This window comes from Flavobacterium sp. (assembly GCF_035456085.1).
In the GTDB taxonomy this organism is placed as follows: Bacteria; Bacteroidota; Bacteroidia; order Flavobacteriales; family Flavobacteriaceae; genus Flavobacterium.
In genome coordinates this window covers 1-18,784 of record NZ_DATIDY010000254.1, presented here as the reverse complement: position 1 = coordinate 18,784, position 18,784 = coordinate 1, and the positions used below count along the sequence as shown (strand labels likewise).

Below are 18,784 nucleotides of genomic sequence, written 5' to 3'. Positions count from 1 at the left end.
CGTGAGCGCTTTCAGTTAATGTCAAAAGAAGTAATAGTTCCTTTTGATTTGGATTTGGGCGAAAAAATAAAAGTGACCGTACCGCAATTGGGAGATAAAAAACAGATTTTAGATTTATCAATCCGAAATGCTAAATTTTATAGAATAGAACAACTCAAACAATTACAAATTGTAGATCCAGATCGTCATACCAATAGAATTATGGCGCAAATGAAAAGCGATTTGAGATTGCCAGTAGAACCAAGACATATCGAATGTTTTGACAACTCTAATATTCAAGGAACCAATCCTGTTGCGGCCTGTGTGGTTTTCAAAGATGGTAAACCCAGCAAAAAAGACTATAGACATTTTAATGTAAAAACAGTAGAGGGACCTAACGATTTTGCTTCGATGGAAGAAATAGTCTATCGTCGTTATAAAAGATTACTGGACGAAAATGAGCCTTTGCCCAACTTAATTATTATTGATGGTGGAAAAGGACAATTGTCATCGGCTTTGAAAAGTATTGATGCTTTGGGATTACGAGGGAAAATTGCCATTATTGGAATTGCCAAAAGGCTGGAGGAGTTATTTTATCCAGGAGATTCAGTTCCTTTATATTTGGATAAAAAATCGGAAACCTTAAAAGTCATTCAACAATTACGAAATGAAGCGCATCGTTTTGGGATTACTTTTCACAGAGATAAACGAAGCAAGTCGGCTCTTAATTCTTCGATTGAAAGTATTCCGGGCATTGGCGAAAAAACAATGCTAACATTAATTCAACATTTTAAAAGTGTTAAAAGATTAAAATTAGCAACAGAAAAAGAAATTTCTGATGTTATTGGTCTATCAAAAGCCAAAAAAATTACCGACTTTTACAAAACAAATAAGTAATATTTTTTCTAAAAAAAATAGAGAAGGTATCAAAAATAATTTGCTCCCATATGTATAGAGTATTGTTTATTATTCTTTTGTCTTTAACTTGTTTGAATTCATTTTCGCAAGACACAATTAAAAGACCGAAAATCGGTTTGGTGTTAAGCGGCGGTGGCGCCAAAGGGTTTGCACATATAGGTGTTTTAAATGTCTTGGAAGATGCCGGAATAAAGATAGACTATATTGGCGGTACGAGCATGGGGGCAGTAATCGGTGGACTTTATGCTATTGGCTACAATGCCAAACAAATTGATTCCATTATTGACATTACCAATTTCAGCAATGTAATTAATGACTATATTCCCAGATCATCCAAGAATTTTTACGAAAAAAGAAATGACGAGTTATACGCTTTGATACTTCCTTTTAATAAATTTAGCATTGGTACGCCCGAAGCACTTTCGAAAGGAATGTATAATTTTAACTTATTGAGCCGATTAACTTTGCCGGTCAGACACATTCGTGATTTTAGCCAATTACCTACGCCTTTTTTATGTATCGGGACTAATATCGCGCTTGGTGAACAAGTAGTTTTTGACAAAGGAATTCTGGCTCGTGCCTTAACAGGGAGTTCTTCATTGCCTTCCATATTTGCACCCGTAATCATTGACAATAACCTTATTATTGATGGTGGGGTGATTAATAATTATCCCATTGAAGAAGTGCGAAAAATGGGTGCCGATATTGTAATTGGTGTTGATGTACAATCGGGTTTGCTTAGTAAAGACGAACTCCGAAGTGCCTCAAAAGTGTTCTTTCAAATTACCAATTTGCAAATGATTGAAAGAATGAAAACAAATGCTAGTTTAACAGATATTTATATAAAACCTGAAGTAAAAAATTACGGCGTTGTGTCTTTTGAAAAAGCTGCTGAAATTATTAAAAAAGGTGAAGATGCTGCTTTTTCAGTATATGAAAAATTAGATGTTTTGGTAGATAAAGCGCATCCTTATCACAAACCTAAATTAAAAGTCCAAACCGATAGCCTAAACATTGTTGATATCAAAATAAATGATCTTAAAAATTATTCCAGAGATTATGTTATTGGAAAACTAAACTTCAAACCCAAATCCAAAATCAGTTTCAAGGATATCGAAACAGGAATTAACAACCTGAATGCTACGCAAAATTTTAGCAACGTAACTTACTATTTTGATAAAAATGGCGATTATGATGATTTAATTCTTACACTTACCGAAAGCCCAGTAACAACAAGCTTAAAATTTGCTTTGCACTATGATGGTTTATATAAAAGCGCCATTTTGGCAAATATGACGCATAAAAAAACTTTTTTAAAAAATGATTTTTTATCCGCCGATTTGGTTTTGGGAGATAATTTCAGATATTATTTTGACTACTATATTGATAATGGGTTTCAGTTGAGTTATGGTTTCAAATCGCAGTTAAATCAATTTAATAAAAATCTGCCAGTAAATGTAATCACTTACAATACTCAAGCCTCAAATTCAATCAATGTTGATTATCTAAATTTGTCAAATCAGCTTTATATTCAATCCGTATTTGCACAAAAATTCCTTATCGGTATTGGAGTTGAGTTTGAATATCTAGACATTTCCTCGGAGACTTTAGAAATAGACCCAACTATTACCAAAAGTACTTATGGTAGTGCTTTTGGCTACATAAAATATGATTCTTACGACAATAAATACTTTCCAAAAAAAGGATGGTATTTCTCTGCAAATCCCCAATTTTATATGTTTTCTTCTGAAAGTGAAGCAAATTTTTCGCCTTTTTTCACAATAAGTAGTGAAGCCGGTATCGCTAAAACAATTTTCAAGAAAATGACACTAAAATTTCAGACAGAGGCTGGGGTAACTATCGGAGATAAAAGTATGCCATACTTTGATTATATGCTGGGAGGATATGGTTTTAGCCTAAATAATTCAAACAATTTTAAATATTTTTACGGCTACGATTTTTTGAGTATTTCAGGAAATAGTTATATAGGATCGAATTTTACATTCGATTATGAAATTTTTAGAAAAAATCATCTTAATCTTTCTGCCAATTATGCCAATATAGGAGATAACATTTACAATACCTTAGATTGGCTTTCGCTACCCAAATATTCAGGCTATGCGTTAGGTTATGGATTGGAAACTGTAATTGGACCAATCGAAGTAAAATATTCCTGGTCACCGGAAATTTCCAATTCATTTGTTTGGTTTTCTGTTGGATTTAATTTTTAATTAGTATTTTTTGTTAAATAAATTCACGATATTTGTAATAATGAAAACAAATTGGACGGGTTTATTAGAGTATCTTCAATTCTTGATTAAAAGAAATCCAGAGTGATTTTTCAATTAGATAATTTGATAATTAGATAATTCGAAAATGCTGTGTGATTTGAATGGTTAGAATTAATTTTCAATTCTTATTATGCAGTTTCATTCAATGTTTTATTTAATTATCTAATTGCCAAATTATTTGATTATCTAATTTTCACATTGTTTAATTTCTAATTTGAAAAATCATGCCAATATATCATAAACTAGGAAACTTTCCTCCCAAAAGACACACTCAGTTTGAAAATCCAAATGGAGGCTTTTATTACGAACAACTATTTGGTACAGAAGGTTTTCATGGAAATTCATCTTTATCCTATCATATTTACAGACCCACTCAGGTCAAAGAAATTATAAAATCCTATTCGGTTGAACCCAAAATTGCGATTGGCAAAAACATTAAATCATTATTGTTAAAAGGTTTTGAACTGAAGCCAGAAGATGATTTCTTAGAAAGCCGCAAACCGCTGTTGGTCAACAGAGATTGCACCATTGGATTGGCAGCTCCCAGAAAATCATTAACCACTTATTTCTACAAAAATGCCGATGCAGATGAATTGATTTTTATTCACAGAGGTAAAGGAAAACTCCGTACAATGCTCGGAAATATTCCTTTCGAATACGGTGATTATTTGATTATTCCACGCGGCATTATTTATCAAATCGAATTTGAAAACGAGGAAAACCGCTTGTTTTATGTAGAGTCATTTTCGCCATTTTATACACCAAAACGATACAAAAATGCGTCTGGACAACACTTGGAACATTCCCCATTTTGCGAACGCGACTTTATTTTGCCAAACGAATTAGAATCTCACGACGAAAAAGAAGATTTTGTCATCAAAATAAAAAAAGAAGGCGTGATGCATGAAGTCATTTATGCCACTCATCCTTTTGACGTTGTAGGTTGGGATGGATACAATTTTCCGTATGGATTTTCCATTCACAATTTCGAGCCAATTACGGGTCGCGTACATCAGCCGCCTCCAGTTCATCAAACATTCGAAACCGCCAATTTTGTAGTTTGCTCGTTCGTTCCAAGACTGTATGATTACCATCCAAAATCCATTCCGGCGCCGTATAATCACAGTAATATTGATAGCGACGAAGTACTGTATTATGTGGATGGCGATTTCATGAGTCGTAACAATATCGAGCAAGGTCACATAACATTGCACCCAAAAGGGATTCCACATGGACCCGCACCCGGAGCAATGGAACGCAGCATCGGTCATACAGAAACACAGGAATTAGCTGTAATGGTCGACACTTTCCACCCCCTTATGGTTACCGAAGAAGCAATGAAACTTGACGATGGACAGTATTATAAATCGTGGGTAGAATAATTATTCAATGTGATAATGTGTCAATTAGATAATATGCCAATATAATAATTAAAATAATTTTGTAATTTTAAGATTACAAAATAAATTATCTTATTGACTCATTATCTAATTAAAACAAATGACTTTCAACGAAAAATACAAAGACAATGCACTTTTAATAAAAACTTTCAATTTTGCCTTAAATATAATTGACTATACGAACGAATTACAAGATCAAAAGAAGTTTGTAATTGCAAATCAATTATTAAAAAGCGGAACATCAATTGGAGCAAATTCAAAAGAATCACAAAATGCAGAAAGTAAAGCTGATTTTATACATAAATTAAAAATAGCAATTAAGGAGGTGGATGAAGCTGAATATTGGCTGTTTTTATGTGACGCCCATAGTGAATACCCAAGTTGTAAACTTTTATTAAATGATCTTTCAGAAATTTTAAAAATTTTAAACAAAATAATAGCAACAACAAAAATGGGAAAATGAGATAATTTGATAATTAGAAAATGAGATAGTTATTGATGTTAACCTAATATTTAATTATCTAATTGACATATTTACAAATTGACACATTTTCTCATTCTCAAATTATATAGACATGAAACAAGTAAAACCAGTAGAATACGGATTAGAAAAAATCTTCGAGGGAGCTCAGGATTTCCTTCCATTATTAGGAACCGATTATGTAGAATTTTACGTAGGCAACGCAAAACAATCTGCACATTATTATAAAACCGCTTTTGGTTATCAATCATTGGCATACGCAGGATTGGAAACAGGCGTAAAAGACAAAGCCTCCTATGTATTAAAACAAGACAAAATCCGAATAGTTTTGACCACGCCTTTAACACAGGACTCTCCTATTCACGACCATTTAAAAAAACATGGCGACGGTGTAAAAGTAGCTGCTCTTTGGGTGGAAGATGCAAGAAGTGCTTACGAAGAAACCATGAAACGCGGCGCTCGTTCTTTTATGGAACCAACCGTTGAGCAAGACGAATTTGGAGAAGTAGTGCGTTCAGGCATTTACACGTATGGAGAAACGGTTCATGTTTTTGTAGAAAGAAAAAATTACAAAGGTGTTTTCCTGCCTGGTTACAAGGAATGGAAATCCGATTATAATCCAAAACCAACGGGTCTAAAATACATTGACCACATGGTTGGAAATGTGGGTTGGAACGAAATGAATATTTGGGTAAAATTCTACGAAGAAGTAATGGGCTTTGTAAATTTCTTGTCTTTCGACGACAAGCAAATCAATACCGAATATTCCGCTTTGATGAGTAAAGTAATGTCCAATGGAAACGGAAGAATCAAATTCCCTATTAACGAACCGGCCAAAGGAAAGAAAAAATCACAAATAGAAGAGTACTTAGATTTCTATGGTGGCCCAGGAATTCAACACATTGCCATTGCTACCGATGATATTATAAAAACAGTTTCGGAGCTAAAATCAAGAGGAGTAGAATTTTTATCATCACCACCTCATACTTATTACGAAGCTATTCCAGAAAGATTGGGCGCGCACATGAGCATGATGAAAGAAGATTTAAACGAAATAGAAAAATTAGCCATTATGGCCGATGCAGATGAAGACGGTTATTTATTGCAAATTTTCACCAAACCAGTTCAGGATCGTCCCACATTATTTTTCGAAATTATTCAAAGAATGGGAGCTAAAGGATTCGGCGCCGGGAACTTTAAAGCTCTTTTTGAGTCGATTGAGCGCGAACAGGAATTGCGAGGAACGTTATAAAAGTTGGTTTTTTTTACATTATCAAAAAAAATAATCGTTAACAAACCCTTAAAACTGCAAACGTTGTGTTAAACTTGATTTTTTACTAAAAAATCCTTGATTTATAGAATACCTTTGCACTCGCAAATCAGAAAGGGGTGGTTTCCTTTCTAGTTTCATATAAATTTTCATAATTTATAGTTTTTTGGTTAGTTAATAGCATAAAAACTCAGTCTTTAATTTGACTGAGTTTTTTTGTTTTAATACATTTGAGATTATTTTTACAATAAATCGAATCTGATGAAAAAAATTATAATTTTCATATTAATAATCTTCACGTTAGGTTTCGATACACAAAAGGAGGAAGCTTTTGTGGGAGGCGAATTCCTTAAATTCAGAGTGCATTATGGGATTATTAATGCCGGCTATGCTACAATCGAAGTCAAAGACGAAACACTATACAACCAAGCTGTTTATCATGTAATTGGCAAAGGCTATTCAACTGGTATGACCAAATTCTTTTTTGAGGTCAAAGATGTTTACGAAAGTTATATTGATAAAGATACCCGAAACCCTTATCGCTTTATTCGCAAAATCAATGAAGGAGGATATACCAAAGATCAGGAGGGTTTTTTTAATCAGCGTACCAACAGAATCTTAGTAAAAGACTACAAACACAAAACTGAAAAAGCTTTTGATTTCCCAAATAATGCTCAGGACATTCTTTCGTCTTTTTATTATTTACGAAATTACCCTAATATCAATAAAATCAAAGCAGGCGAATCTGTTATTATTGATATGTTTTTTGATAACGAGATTACAAAGTTTAAGTTAAAATTTATCGGAAGAGAAGATATAAAAACTAAATTTGGGGTCGTTCCAACGATGATTTTCAGACCTTTGGTGCAGTCTGGACGTGTGTTTAAGGAAGAAGAGAGTTTAACCATATGGATTTCAGACGACTACAATAAGATCCCTATCAGAATAAAAGCAACACTTTTGGTTGGGTCAGTCAAAGCGGATTTGGAAGAATACAGAGGGTTAAATAATCCGTTTAAATTAAAAACAAAATGACAATAAATGATACCACAGCATCAATTTTGAATGAAATTGATCAAAAATTCCAACAGATAAATCAAAAAACAGAGACTCATCTTGAAGGATTGCTTTGGTCAAAACCAATAACATATTGGGATTATATACAAACTGATGCGCTGCTTAATCTGCAAATTCAAAGAACTACATTGCCTGACGAAATGGTTTTTATCATGTACCATCAGGTCAATGAATTGCTTTTTAAAATGATACTTTGGGAAATGCATCAAATTTCCTATTCCGGAAAATTAACAACCGATTTTTTTACTGAAAGACTAACTAGAATCAGTCGTTATTTTGATATGCTTACCACATCATTTGATATTATGGGTGATGGCATGGAAGTAGGACAATACATGAAATTTAGAAATACACTTACTCCTGCAAGTGGTTTTCAAAGTGCACAATACAGAATGATAGAAATCGCCTCAACAGATTTAATCAATCTTATCGATTATCGTTTCAGAGCAACAATTGATAGAAATACTCCTTATGAACACGCTCTGGATCATATGTATTGGCAAGCAGCTGGAAAGGACCATCAAACAGGTGAAAAATCATATCTGTTATTGGAATTTGAACGCAAATATAAGGCAACTTTTATTGCTCAAATGAAAGAATACAACACGATAAATCTTTGGCAAAAATTCAAGCAATTACCAGAATCGGATCGTAAAAACCCTGAATTGGTAAAAGCAATGCGTCACTATGACCATACCGTAAATATTACTTGGGTAATGGGACATTTGAATGCTGCCAGAAAATATATAGACAACGGCAAAACTGATGGCGAAGCTACAGGCGGAAGTGATTGGAAAAAATACATGCATCCAAAATATCAAAGAAGAATTTTCTTCCCGGAATTGTGGAGTGAAGAAGAATTGGCTAATTGGGGTGTAGAAAACTAAATAATAAAAAGAGTTAATTTGAAAAAGATATTTATAATTGTAGCAGTGCTTTTTTCAATGCTTTCTTGTACTAAAGAAAAAGAAATTGTAGAAAATCATGTGATTCCAAAATCCAAAAAAAGCGATTTTGGGTTTAAATTTTCAGATTTTAATGTGGTTCAGGATTCTGTAAAATCTGGAGACACGTTTGGAAGTATTTTACAAAATCAAAATATTGGTGATAAAAAAGTATATGACATTGTAGCACAAGTAAAAGATACTTTTGATGTTCGTTCTATCAGAATAAATAAAGGTTACACGCTACTTCGCTCAAAAAACAAAACCAATACCCTAAGTGTATTTATTTACCAACCAGATGCCCTGCATTATTATGTAATTGATTTGAGAGATTCAATTGCGAAAGCTTCTAAAAAAACAAAACCATTAACTTTAAAACGCCGAACCATCGGCGGAGTATTAAAAGGTTCTTTATCCGAAACATTAGATGCAGCAAAAGTTGAAGGTTCATTGGCTAGTAAAATTTCTAAAATTTTTGCATGGTCTGTCGATTTCTTTAAAGTCAAAAAAGGAGATCGATTTGGATTAACTTTTACAGAACGTTATATAAATGATTCTATTTATGATGGTGTAGATAGTTTGCAAGCTGCTTTTTTTGAATATAAGGGCAAAATTATTTACGCATTTCCATTCGAACAAAATCCCGGTTCAGGCAGTGTCGATTATTATGATGAAGATGGAAAAACACTTAAAAACTTCTTTCTCAAAACACCAATCAAATTCAGCCGAATTACATCTCATTTTTCTTCTAATCGTTTTCATCCAGTCCAGCAAATCTGGAAAGCGCATAAAGGAACCGATTATGCAGCACCTTATGGAACACCAATTTCGACAACCGCAGCTGGAATTGTTGAGCAAACGGGTTATACCGCTGGTAACGGAAACTTTGTAAAAGTGAAACATAATAAAGTGTATTCTACTCAATACTTACACATGTCCAGAATATTAGTCAGACGTGGACAACATGTAAACCAGGGACAAACTATCGGATTGGTTGGAAGTACAGGATTAGCAACTGGTCCGCATGTTTGTTATCGTTTTTGGAAAAATGGGGTTCAAGTTGATGCGTTGCGACTTAAATTACCAAATGGCGAACCAATGAATCCAAAAAACAAAGAACGATTCCTAAAGAAAATTGAACCTTTAAAATTCGAATTAGATAGTGTTTCAAATCTATAAAAAAGCCTTTGAGCTCTATAGTCTAAGTTAATTTATTTCGATTATTTGCTATTATATTGTTATAAAATTGCCTGATTTTAGTCCAATTAAACTTATTTCAGTAAATTTGTGCAACATAAAAAAATAAGGAATAAAATGGCTTTAAATACAATAAACCCAACCGAAACTTCTGCTTGGAAAAAGCTTCAGGCACACTATACAAAAATACAAAACGACTCAATGTCAGCTATGTTTGAAGCTGACTCATCAAGAACAGAAAAGTTTCATTTAAAATGGAATGATTTTCTGGTAGATTATTCTAAAAACAGAATCAATCAGGAAACAATTGATTTATTATTAGAATTAGCCAACGAAACAGGTTTAAAAAATGCTATCGCCGATTATTTTGGAGGAGCCATTATTAATCAAACAGAAGGTAGAGCGGTTTTGCACACAGCTTTACGTGCTGCAGCATCAGCAGTTATCAATGTTGATGGTGTAAATGTGATGCCAGAAGTTTATGAAGTTAAGAACAAAGTAAAGGCATTTACAAACGAAATTACTTCAGGTCAAAGAACCGGATATACAGGAAAACCATTTACTGATGTTGTAAATATTGGTATTGGAGGTTCAGATTTAGGACCAGTAATGGCTGTTGAAGCATTACAATATTATAAAAATCATTTAAACGTACATTTCGCATCGAATGTTGATGGAGATCACGTAAATGAAATCATCAAAAAATTAAACCCGGAAACTACTTTATTTGTAATTGTTTCTAAAACATTTACCACTCAGGAAACTTTAACGAATTCTGAAACAATTAAAGCTTGGTTTTTAAAATCAGCTAAACAAGAAGATGTCGCCAAACACTTCGTAGCTGTTTCAACTAATATTCAAAAAGTAACTGAGTTTGGAATCAATCCAGAAAACGTATTCCCAATGTGGGACTGGGTTGGAGGACGTTTCTCTTTGTGGAGTGCAGTTGGTCTTTCTATAAGTTTAGCAGTTGGTTTTGATAATTTTAATGATTTGTTAAGCGGTGCAAATGAAATGGACGAACATTTTAAAACTGCCGATTTTGATAAAAATATTCCAGTAACATTAGCTCTATTAAGCGTTTGGTACAATAATTTCTTTGGTGCCGAAAGTGAGGCATTGATTCCTTATACACAATATTTACAAAAATTAGCTCCTTATTTACAACAAGGAACAATGGAAAGTAATGGTAAAAGCGTTGGCCGTGATGGAAAACCAGTGAATTACGAAACTGGAACTATTATCTGGGGAGAGCCTGGTACTAATGCGCAACATGCTTTTTTCCAGTTAATTCATCAAGGGACAAAATTGATTCCAACTGATTTTATCGGATTTGTAAAACCTTTATATGGAGATAATAATCACCATGATAAATTAATGTCGAACTTTTTTGCACAAACCGAAGCTTTAATGAATGGAAAATCTGAAGCACAAGTGCAAGCAGAATTCGATAAGCAGGGATTAAGTGCAGATAAAGCAAGTGCGCTTTTGCCTTTCAAAGTTTTTACAGGAAACAAACCAACTAACACTATTTTAATTCAAAAATTAACGCCAAAATCATTAGGTTCATTGATTGCGATGTATGAGCATAAAATTTTTGTACAAGGTTTTATTTGGAACATTTTCAGTTTTGACCAATGGGGAGTAGAACTTGGCAAACAATTAGCCAATTCAATTTTGGATGAAATCCATACTAAGGAAGTTAAAAATCATGATAGTTCAACTAAGTTTTTATTGAAGTATTTTTTAGAAAATAAATAAATTGAATTTAGTATTGGTAATACTAAAAACTCTGATTAATATCAGAGTTTTTTTTTGGATATAAAACTCCTTTTTGCTTTTTTAATTAAAAAAATAGAAGAAATAGAGAATTAGTTATAGTGTTAAATTCTTATTTTTTTATATTAAAAATAAGGATATCACTAAAACATTAACTTTATAATTCAAACATGCTTTATTCTTTGGGTTTGGTTACTTTAGAAGCAATTAATTAAACTTTCCTTAACATTAATTCATTTAAATGTTATAATTTTGCCAAAAATATTTAAACTAACAAGAATGAAAAATATGAAAAATTGGTTACTCTCTGGATTACTGTTTTTGGCAGTTTCAGCCGTATTTTCTCAAGGAAAAATCACTGGAACTATTACCGATGGACAAAGTCCATTACCTGGAGCTAATGTCGCTATTAAAGGCACATCATCCAGCACCTCTACAGGTTTTGACGGTAAGTTCACGGTTGATTCTAATACTAACTCTGGACAATTAATTATTTCTTACATTGGTTTTGCAAACCAAACTATTAACTTTAACATCTCAGGCGGAAAAGCTGATTTAGGAAACATCATTTTGGTTGCTAATTCAAATGAATTAAGTGAAATAGTTGTTAAGTCATCGGTTGTAGACGTTGCAAAAGACAGAAAAACACCTGTTGCCGTTTCAACAATCAGATCAGCTGAAATTCAGGAAAAACTAGGAACTCAGGAATTCCCAGAAATCTTAAAAAACACACCTTCTGTATATGCTACAAAAGCAGGGGGAGGTTTCGGAGATTCAAGAGTTAACATTCGTGGATTCGACCAAAAAAATATTGCTGTTATGATTAACGGTATGCCGGTAAACGATATGGAAACTAGTGCTGTTTATTGGAGTAACTGGGCTGGTTTATCTGATGTTACTTCTGCAATGCAGGTTCAAAGAGGTTTAGGGTCTTCAAAATTAGCAATTGCTTCTGTTGGTGGAACAATTAATGTTATAACTAAAACTTCAGATCGTAAAGAAGGAGGATCAATTAGTTCTTCTTTCGGAAACGCTAATTACTTAAAAACACAAGCTTCATATTCAACAGGGAAATTAGAGAATGGTCTTTCTGCATCTGTTTTATACAGTCACACTATGGGTGATGGTTATATTGACGGAACTGAATTTGTTGGGGATAATTATTTTGTTGCTTTAGGATACTCTACCAAAAACAATAAACACGATATTCAATTTACTTTTACGGGAGCACCGCAATGGCACGACCAAAGAAGTTCAAACATAACGATTGAACAATATCAAAAGTATGGTGTTAATGGCGAGCCAAACATCAAATACAACTCAGATTGGGGTTATTTGAATGGTGAAAAATTCAATATGGTTAGAAATTACTACCATAAGCCAGTTGGATCTATTAACTGGGATTATAAAATTAACGAAACTTCAAGTTTATCAACAGTTCTTTATGGCTCATGGGGTCGTGGAGGAGGAACAAGAGGAGCAGGAGGAGTTAGAGGGCAAACCTATACAGCTAATACATTCAGAACGGCTAATGGTTTGGTTGACTATGATAAAATTTACGCTTACAACTCTGGACAAACTGTTTTTGTAGATGGTGCAAATAGAACAAGAACAACAATACCTGCTGTAGGAGGTGCTTACCAAAACAGTTCAAGTACTGGTAGAACTGGTACTAATTCATCTAATTATGTTTACAATACTACTTCAGGTATTACACAAATCTCATCTATCAACTCTCATGACTGGTATGGTGGTGTAATTAACTTCAATAAAAAATTCACAGAAAATATTACGTGGGATTTAGGTCTTGACGCAAGAACTTATGTAGGTATACACTACCAAAATATAACTAATTTATTAGGTGCAGATGAGTATTATGATAATTTTGATGTAAATAATCCAGGTAGAATTCTGAAGGAAACTTACAGTACAAAACCTTCTGGGAATCCTTTTGCAAATGCTATTGTTGATGAAAAAATCAATTTCTACAATGATGGAAATGTAAATTGGTACGGAGCATTTACTCAATTAGAGTACTCTAAAGATAACTTGACAGCATTTATTCAAGGAGCTGTTTCTCAACAAGGTTTCAAAAGAGTTGATTATTTTAAATACAAAACTTCAGATCCACTTTCTTCTACAGATTATGAAAATATTCTTGGAGGTAACATAAAAGGGGGGGTAAACTATAACATTAACGAGCATCATAATGTTTTTGTTAATGGTGGATTCTATTCTAAACAGCCATTCTTCAATGCGGTTTATCCGGGAAATGCTTCTTTGGTTAATCCATATTTAGTGAATGAAAAAATCACTGCTGCTGAAGCAGGATATGGTTTCCGTTCTGGAATTTTTACTGCCAATGTGAATTTATATTACACTACTTGGAAAGATAGAAACTTAAGAGTAAATGATAATAATACTACCGGAAATCCTGGAGGTTATTTTGATTATACAGGACTTAACGAAACACATATGGGTGCTGAGTTCGAAGGAAATGCCAGAATTACTGACAGATTCAGAGTAAACGGAATGTTCTCTTTTGGAAACTGGGAGTACAGTGGAAATGCGAATGCAACATTATACAATAACAGTAATGTTGAATTGAGTAAAAGTCTTTTATATTTAGATAAGGTTAAAGTAGGTGATGCTGCTCAAATGACTGCTTCTATAGGTGCTTCTTACGAAGTTTTGACAAGAGTTACGTTGGATGCTAATTATAACTACTATGACAATTTATATGCAGCAATTTCTCCTAATAATTTTACTGCTGCTGATAATAAAGGATCTTTAGAATTGCCTTCTTATGGATTGGTTGACGCTGGATTCTCATACAAAATGTTAGTAGGTGCTAAAAAAGACAAATCAGTTAATTTCAGATTGAATGTGAATAACGTATTTGATGAAATATATATCGCTGAGGCAAAAACAAACTATTTTGCAGAAGATTATCCTACTCAAAAAACGTATAAAGGTATAGCAGTTAACAACCAAGTTTTCTTCGGATTCGGAAGAACTTATAACTTTACATTACGTTACGATTTTTAATAAAATCGAAATTTTATACAGTAAACCCCAATTGCTTTTTAGCAAATTGGGGTTTTTTTATGACTATTTTGCTTATATTTGTTTAAATTAAAGTTTTATTTATGTACACATTTTTACAAAAATTCCATTCAGGTTGGGCTTATGTTGCTCTCTTAGTTCTTGTTATAGCAGTTGTTAATGCAATAATAGGTTTGTCTTCTAAAAAAGAATTCACTTCCACAGACAGAAAAATTGCTTTGTTTGGATTAATTGGAATTCACGTTCAATTACTGATTGGTATAATTTTGTATTTTGTTTCTCCTCTTGGATTAGCATCTTTTGGACAAATGTCAGACAAAGTATCACGCTTAACATCTTTGGAGCATCCACTAATTAATATAATTGCTATTATTTTGATAACAATTGGTTGGTCAAAACATAAAAAAGCAATAACTAGTGAATCTAAATTCAAAGGATTCACGATATTTTACGGTTTAGGATTATTGCTTATTTTAAGTAGAATTCCTTGGTCAATGTGGTTTTAATCCATTATTAAAAGTCCTGAAAAAGGACTTTTTTTTACCCATAATTTTTTTGCTCTTCAAGTTTCACCTAATAAACTATAAATGAAAAAAATAATCACACTTTTATTTTTACTAGCCGCTATTGGTATAGTAACGAGTCAAAGTTCTATTATTACAAGCAAAAAATTTTCCATTACTAAAGATACTATCAAAAAAACAACGAAGGTTGTTGAAAAAGAATTTACACCAGCCACTATCGCCCCAGATACTGCAACTGTTGAAACTGGAAAATTTGTTTTTTTTAAAAGAAATGCACACGCCTCTTATTACCATGATAAATTTAATGGTAAAAAAACGGCCAGCGGAAAACGTTTTGACAACCAAAAACTAACTGCTGCACACCGAAAATTTCCTTTTGGAACCAAACTCAGAATTACTAATGAAGCCAATGGAAAATCTGTAATTGTTGAAATAACTGATCGTGGACCTTTTGCAAGAGGAAGAGAAATCGATTTAAGTAAAAAAGCCTTTATGAATATTACTTCAAATAAAAATGGAGGCGCTGTAATTGTAAAGATTGAAGAATTAAGAAAGTGATTAAAAGTCAATAATGATTAGTAATTTGCACTAATTACTAATCATTATAATAACTTTAATTCCAGTTTTTATAAGGATTGTTACTTAAATAAGAATTATAAAATCTTTTGTCATTGGTAACTTCTTCACCCAACCAACTAGGTTTTTCGAAAGCTTCTGTCTCTGATTGCAATTCAATTTCAGCCATGATTAGGCCTTGATTTTCGCCATAAAACTCATCGATTTCGAAAGTATGATGACCTGATTTAACTTCAAATCTTGTCTTATCAATGACACCTTTTTCACATAAAAGCAATAAATTTTCGGCTTCGTCCAAAGGAATCTCTTTCTCCCATTCAAAACGAGATATACCCGAATCGCTCGAAATCCCTTTTATCGTCAGAAATCCTTTATTTCCTTTTATTCGAACTCTAACCGTTCTTTCAGGAATTGAACTCAGATAACCTTGTTTTATTCTGTTTCGTGTGAAAGCTTCTGTTTTGAAGGCTTCAGAAGTGACTAAAAATTTGCGTTCTATTTCTAACATTTTTTCGTTTTTTTGATCAACAATATCTCTCTTTAAAGTAAACAAGAAGATAATAATCGATCATTACAAAATAATTCGAATCCAAAGATATTCATTTATTTTTTAACATTTAACTCCTATAATTTCACTTAAAACGTTTCTAAATTTGTGTCATGTTCGAGCCAATACAAAATAGAAAAATTATACATATTGACATGGATGCTTTCTATGCGTCGGTAGAACAGATGGACAATCCCGAACTTAGAGGAAAACCAATTGCCGTAGGCGGGGCAGAGAATCGCGGAGTTGTTTCGGCAGCTAGTTACGAAGCCAGAAAATTTGGAGTTCGCAGTGCTATAAGTGGGGTTTTGGCAAAAAAAAACTGTCCACAACTTATCTTTGTAAAACCACGATTTGATCGTTATAAAGAAATCTCAAAAAAAATTCATAAGATCTTCCGTGAATATACAGATTTGGTTGAGCCATTATCTCTTGACGAAGCTTATTTGGATGTGACTAAAAACAAAAAAGGAAATCCAAGCGCTACTTTATTGGCGCAAGAAATCAGAATGCGAATATTTAATGAAGTAGGTTTGACAGCTTCAGCAGGAATTTCTGTTAATAAATTTGTTGCCAAAATTGCCAGCGATTATAACAAACCTAATGGTCAAAAAACAGTAAATCCAGATGAAGTTATTGATTTTCTGGAAAAATTACCGATACAAAAATTCTATGGAATTGGCAAAGTCACTGCTGAAAAAATGTTTCAGCTTGGCATTTTTAGTGGTTTGGATCTTAAAAATAGACCTATCGAATTTCTGGAAAAGCATTTTGGCAAATCTGGAAGTTTCTATTATGATGTTGTTCGAGGCATTCACAATAGCGAAGTAAAATCACATCGTATAGCCAAGTCGGTAGCTGCCGAACATACTTTTGACAGCAATCTTTCTTCTGAAATTTTCATGTTGGAAAAGCTTGAAAAAATAGCTTTAGAATTAGAACGTCGTTTAAAAAAGCATCAGATATCGGGTAAGACTGTTACACTTAAAATTAAGTATAGTGATTTCACACAGCAAACCCGTAGCAAAACACTACCCTATTTCATTGCCGATAAAGCTTTAATTCTGGATACTGTGAAAGAGTTATTGTATCAAGAAAAAATGAAAGATTCAGTGCGCCTTTTAGGTATTTCATTAAGTAATTTAAATACCGAAATAAAGAAAACAATAGTGGTGCAGCTTAAATTTGATTTTTAAACTGCACCACTATTTTCTAAATAATCAAACTCAGCATCTAGCATTTATAAATAATAGGTTCAATCATCGAATCAAAAATCGATTCGATAATTGTTTCTTCTGAATCCATAGATACTGCATAATTGCCAGAAACAAACATCCCGTTTGTAATTTGGCTTGTCATAATTGTTTTCATTTTGATTGATTTTAGAATTCTTTACAGTTTTTTAGTTTTTTTTTACCGATAGGTTTTATATCTATAGTATTTCCGTCAAATGGATCTGCCAACGCATCAAAAATGATAGTTTGTGCTGGTTTAGGGCTAGGCTTTTCTTTTTTTACTACAGCTTTAGGTATTTCTCTTGATTCTTTAGCTGGTGGATCATTCAAATGTTCTAAGACAACTTCTGGCAAAAAAGCAAAGGTTTTACTATCGCTTTTTTCTATTTTTATTTTTATTTTTTTCTTTTTCATGTTGATTTTATTTAAATTAAAATTACTTTCTGATATAAGTTCTTTTATTCTCTTCTGAGATTTTGCTAACAAAGAATTCAATATTTAATTTATATTTCTTTGAGTTTCTTAGATCAATATGGCGTAATTTTAAATGCCTTTTATATTTAATTCTGTAATTATTTTGTAATTTTTTCTTATAATTAAAATGAAATAACTTTGTGAATTTCGTTATGCAATTCTTATTTCACACAAAAATATTAAATTATTTTCATCATAATTACGACTTCTATGCTTATTTTTTAATTTATGTGATTTTGTTTTTTAGCCCAATCATTTTTTATAAATTATATTTTTTTTACTTAATTTATTTTTGATTTCGTATTTACTGTGTTGAGATAATAACTTTTTAGTTATTAAAATCTATAGTGAGTGAGTGGATTTATAAGAAAAAATAAGATTTCTTCTAGTTCAGATTATCTAATCTTTTTGCATAATCCCCAACTTTTGCGCCTGATCCGTTATTATTTGAGTTGTACCCTAATATCCACAAAGGATACAATCTTACACAAGAGCTTCGAGGTATTTTTGAGAATACAACCGATAAGGTTATTGGTTTTGCAAAATTGGCTAAATGGCATGAAAAAGTACATCAATCAGGATTTAAATCCTTCAATACAATCTCTAGAACTATTATAAACCATTATCAAACCATCTTGAACTACTTTGATAACAGAAGTACTAATGCTTTCTGCGCAATCTTTCAATGCAAAAATAAAAGCATTTAGATCAAAATTCAGAGGCGTACGAAATGTTGAATATTTTCTTTTTAGGCTAACTAATATTTATGCCTAATTTTTGCTACTCCACAGGTTTTCGTATTGATCCATTTTCGTATTGATCCTAAAATAAATAGTCTGGGATTTTAAAAGACAGCGTTTTTCCGTAAAACAAAAAACCCCTCATCAATGATGAAGGGTTTTTAAAAAAGAAAGGCAGCGACATACTCTCCCACATAACTGCAGTACCATCTGCGCAGGCGGGCTTAACTACTCTGTTCGGGATGGGAAGAGGTGAGCCCCGCCGCAATAACCACCTTAAGGTTTT

17 protein-coding genes and 1 rRNA gene are annotated in these 18,784 nt (G+C 32.6%); 14 read left to right on the top strand and 4 right to left on the bottom strand.

The genetic code is table 11. The annotated features are described in order from the left end of the window. From VLC96_RS18465 to VLC96_RS18410, 12 genes are all read left to right on the top strand, one after another. A partial coding sequence (locus tag VLC96_RS18465; protein ID WP_325265295.1) for a helix-hairpin-helix domain-containing protein occupies nt 1-876 on the top strand: 876 nt, incomplete at its 5' end. Between the two features lie 50 nt (nt 877-926). Then, entirely contained in the window at nt 927-3,128 is a 2,202-nt protein-coding gene (locus VLC96_RS18460; RefSeq protein ID WP_325265293.1) for a patatin-like phospholipase family protein, read from the top strand. Between the two features lie 284 nt (nt 3,129-3,412). Next, nucleotides 3,413-4,570, top strand: coding sequence for a homogentisate 1,2-dioxygenase (locus VLC96_RS18455; protein ID WP_325265291.1), 1,158 nt, complete (start codon nt 3,413-3,415; stop codon nt 4,568-4,570). A gap of 118 nt (nt 4,571-4,688) precedes the next feature. Continuing rightward, nucleotides 4,689-5,051, top strand: coding sequence for a four helix bundle protein (locus VLC96_RS18450; protein ID WP_325265289.1), 363 nt, complete (start codon nt 4,689-4,691; stop codon nt 5,049-5,051). Between the two features lie 112 nt (nt 5,052-5,163). Further along, nucleotides 5,164-6,321: a 4-hydroxyphenylpyruvate dioxygenase gene (gene hppD, locus VLC96_RS18445; protein ID WP_325265287.1), complete on the top strand. Its 1,158-nt coding sequence runs from the start codon at nt 5,164-5,166 to the stop codon at nt 6,319-6,321. Nucleotides 6,322-6,600: 279 nt separating this feature from the next. Next, nucleotides 6,601-7,374: a DUF3108 domain-containing protein gene (locus VLC96_RS18440; protein ID WP_325265285.1), complete on the top strand. Its 774-nt coding sequence runs from the start codon at nt 6,601-6,603 to the stop codon at nt 7,372-7,374. Continuing rightward, entirely contained in the window at nt 7,371-8,303 is a 933-nt protein-coding gene (locus VLC96_RS18435) for a tryptophan 2,3-dioxygenase family protein (RefSeq protein ID WP_325265284.1), read from the top strand. Before VLC96_RS18440 ends, VLC96_RS18435 begins: the two co-directional genes overlap by 4 nt. A gap of 18 nt (nt 8,304-8,321) precedes the next feature. Beyond that, entirely contained in the window at nt 8,322-9,539 is a 1,218-nt protein-coding gene (locus tag VLC96_RS18430; RefSeq protein WP_325265282.1) for a M23 family metallopeptidase, read from the top strand. Nucleotides 9,540-9,674: 135 nt separating this feature from the next. Beyond that, nucleotides 9,675-11,318 (top strand): glucose-6-phosphate isomerase, encoded by a 1,644-nt coding sequence (gene pgi, locus VLC96_RS18425; RefSeq protein ID WP_325265281.1) that lies wholly within the window; start codon nt 9,675-9,677, stop codon nt 11,316-11,318. A gap of 297 nt (nt 11,319-11,615) precedes the next feature. Further along, entirely contained in the window at nt 11,616-14,384 is a 2,769-nt protein-coding gene (locus VLC96_RS18420; protein ID WP_325265280.1) for a TonB-dependent receptor, read from the top strand. Nucleotides 14,385-14,485: 101 nt separating this feature from the next. Continuing rightward, nucleotides 14,486-14,908, top strand: coding sequence for a hypothetical protein (locus VLC96_RS18415; protein WP_325265278.1), 423 nt, complete (start codon nt 14,486-14,488; stop codon nt 14,906-14,908). An 81-nt stretch (nt 14,909-14,989) separates the two neighbouring features. Continuing rightward, on the top strand, nt 14,990-15,484 hold the full coding sequence (locus tag VLC96_RS18410; RefSeq protein ID WP_325265276.1) for a septal ring lytic transglycosylase RlpA family protein: 495 nt from the start codon (nt 14,990-14,992) through the stop codon (nt 15,482-15,484). Between the two features lie 55 nt (nt 15,485-15,539). Here VLC96_RS18410 and VLC96_RS18405 read toward each other — a convergent pair whose 3' ends face one another. Beyond that, entirely contained in the window at nt 15,540-16,010 is a 471-nt protein-coding gene (locus tag VLC96_RS18405; protein ID WP_325265274.1) for a CYTH domain-containing protein, read from the bottom strand. Between the two features lie 152 nt (nt 16,011-16,162). Here VLC96_RS18405 and dinB point away from each other — a divergent pair, with 152 nt between their 5' ends. Next, nucleotides 16,163-17,245 (top strand): DNA polymerase IV, encoded by a 1,083-nt coding sequence (gene dinB, locus VLC96_RS18400; RefSeq protein WP_325265271.1) that lies wholly within the window; start codon nt 16,163-16,165, stop codon nt 17,243-17,245. A gap of 37 nt (nt 17,246-17,282) precedes the next feature. On the opposite strand, the gene VLC96_RS18395 is transcribed toward dinB, so the two are convergent. Then, nucleotides 17,283-17,420 (bottom strand): hypothetical protein, encoded by a 138-nt coding sequence (locus VLC96_RS18395; RefSeq protein WP_325265269.1) that lies wholly within the window; start codon nt 17,418-17,420, stop codon nt 17,283-17,285. An 11-nt stretch (nt 17,421-17,431) separates the two neighbouring features. Then, on the bottom strand, nt 17,432-17,698 hold the full coding sequence (locus VLC96_RS18390) for a hypothetical protein (RefSeq protein WP_325265267.1): 267 nt from the start codon (nt 17,696-17,698) through the stop codon (nt 17,432-17,434). Nucleotides 17,699-18,210: 512 nt separating this feature from the next. On the opposite strand from VLC96_RS18390, the gene VLC96_RS18385 reads away from it, so the two are divergent. After that, a complete protein-coding gene (locus VLC96_RS18385; protein WP_325265266.1) occupies nt 18,211-18,465 on the top strand; it encodes a transposase in 255 nt (84 codons plus the stop codon). Between the two features lie 202 nt (nt 18,466-18,667). Here VLC96_RS18385 and rrf read toward each other — a convergent pair. Next, nucleotides 18,668-18,777, bottom strand: a 5S ribosomal RNA gene (gene rrf / locus VLC96_RS18380). Nucleotides 18,778-18,784 lie beyond the last annotated feature (7 nt).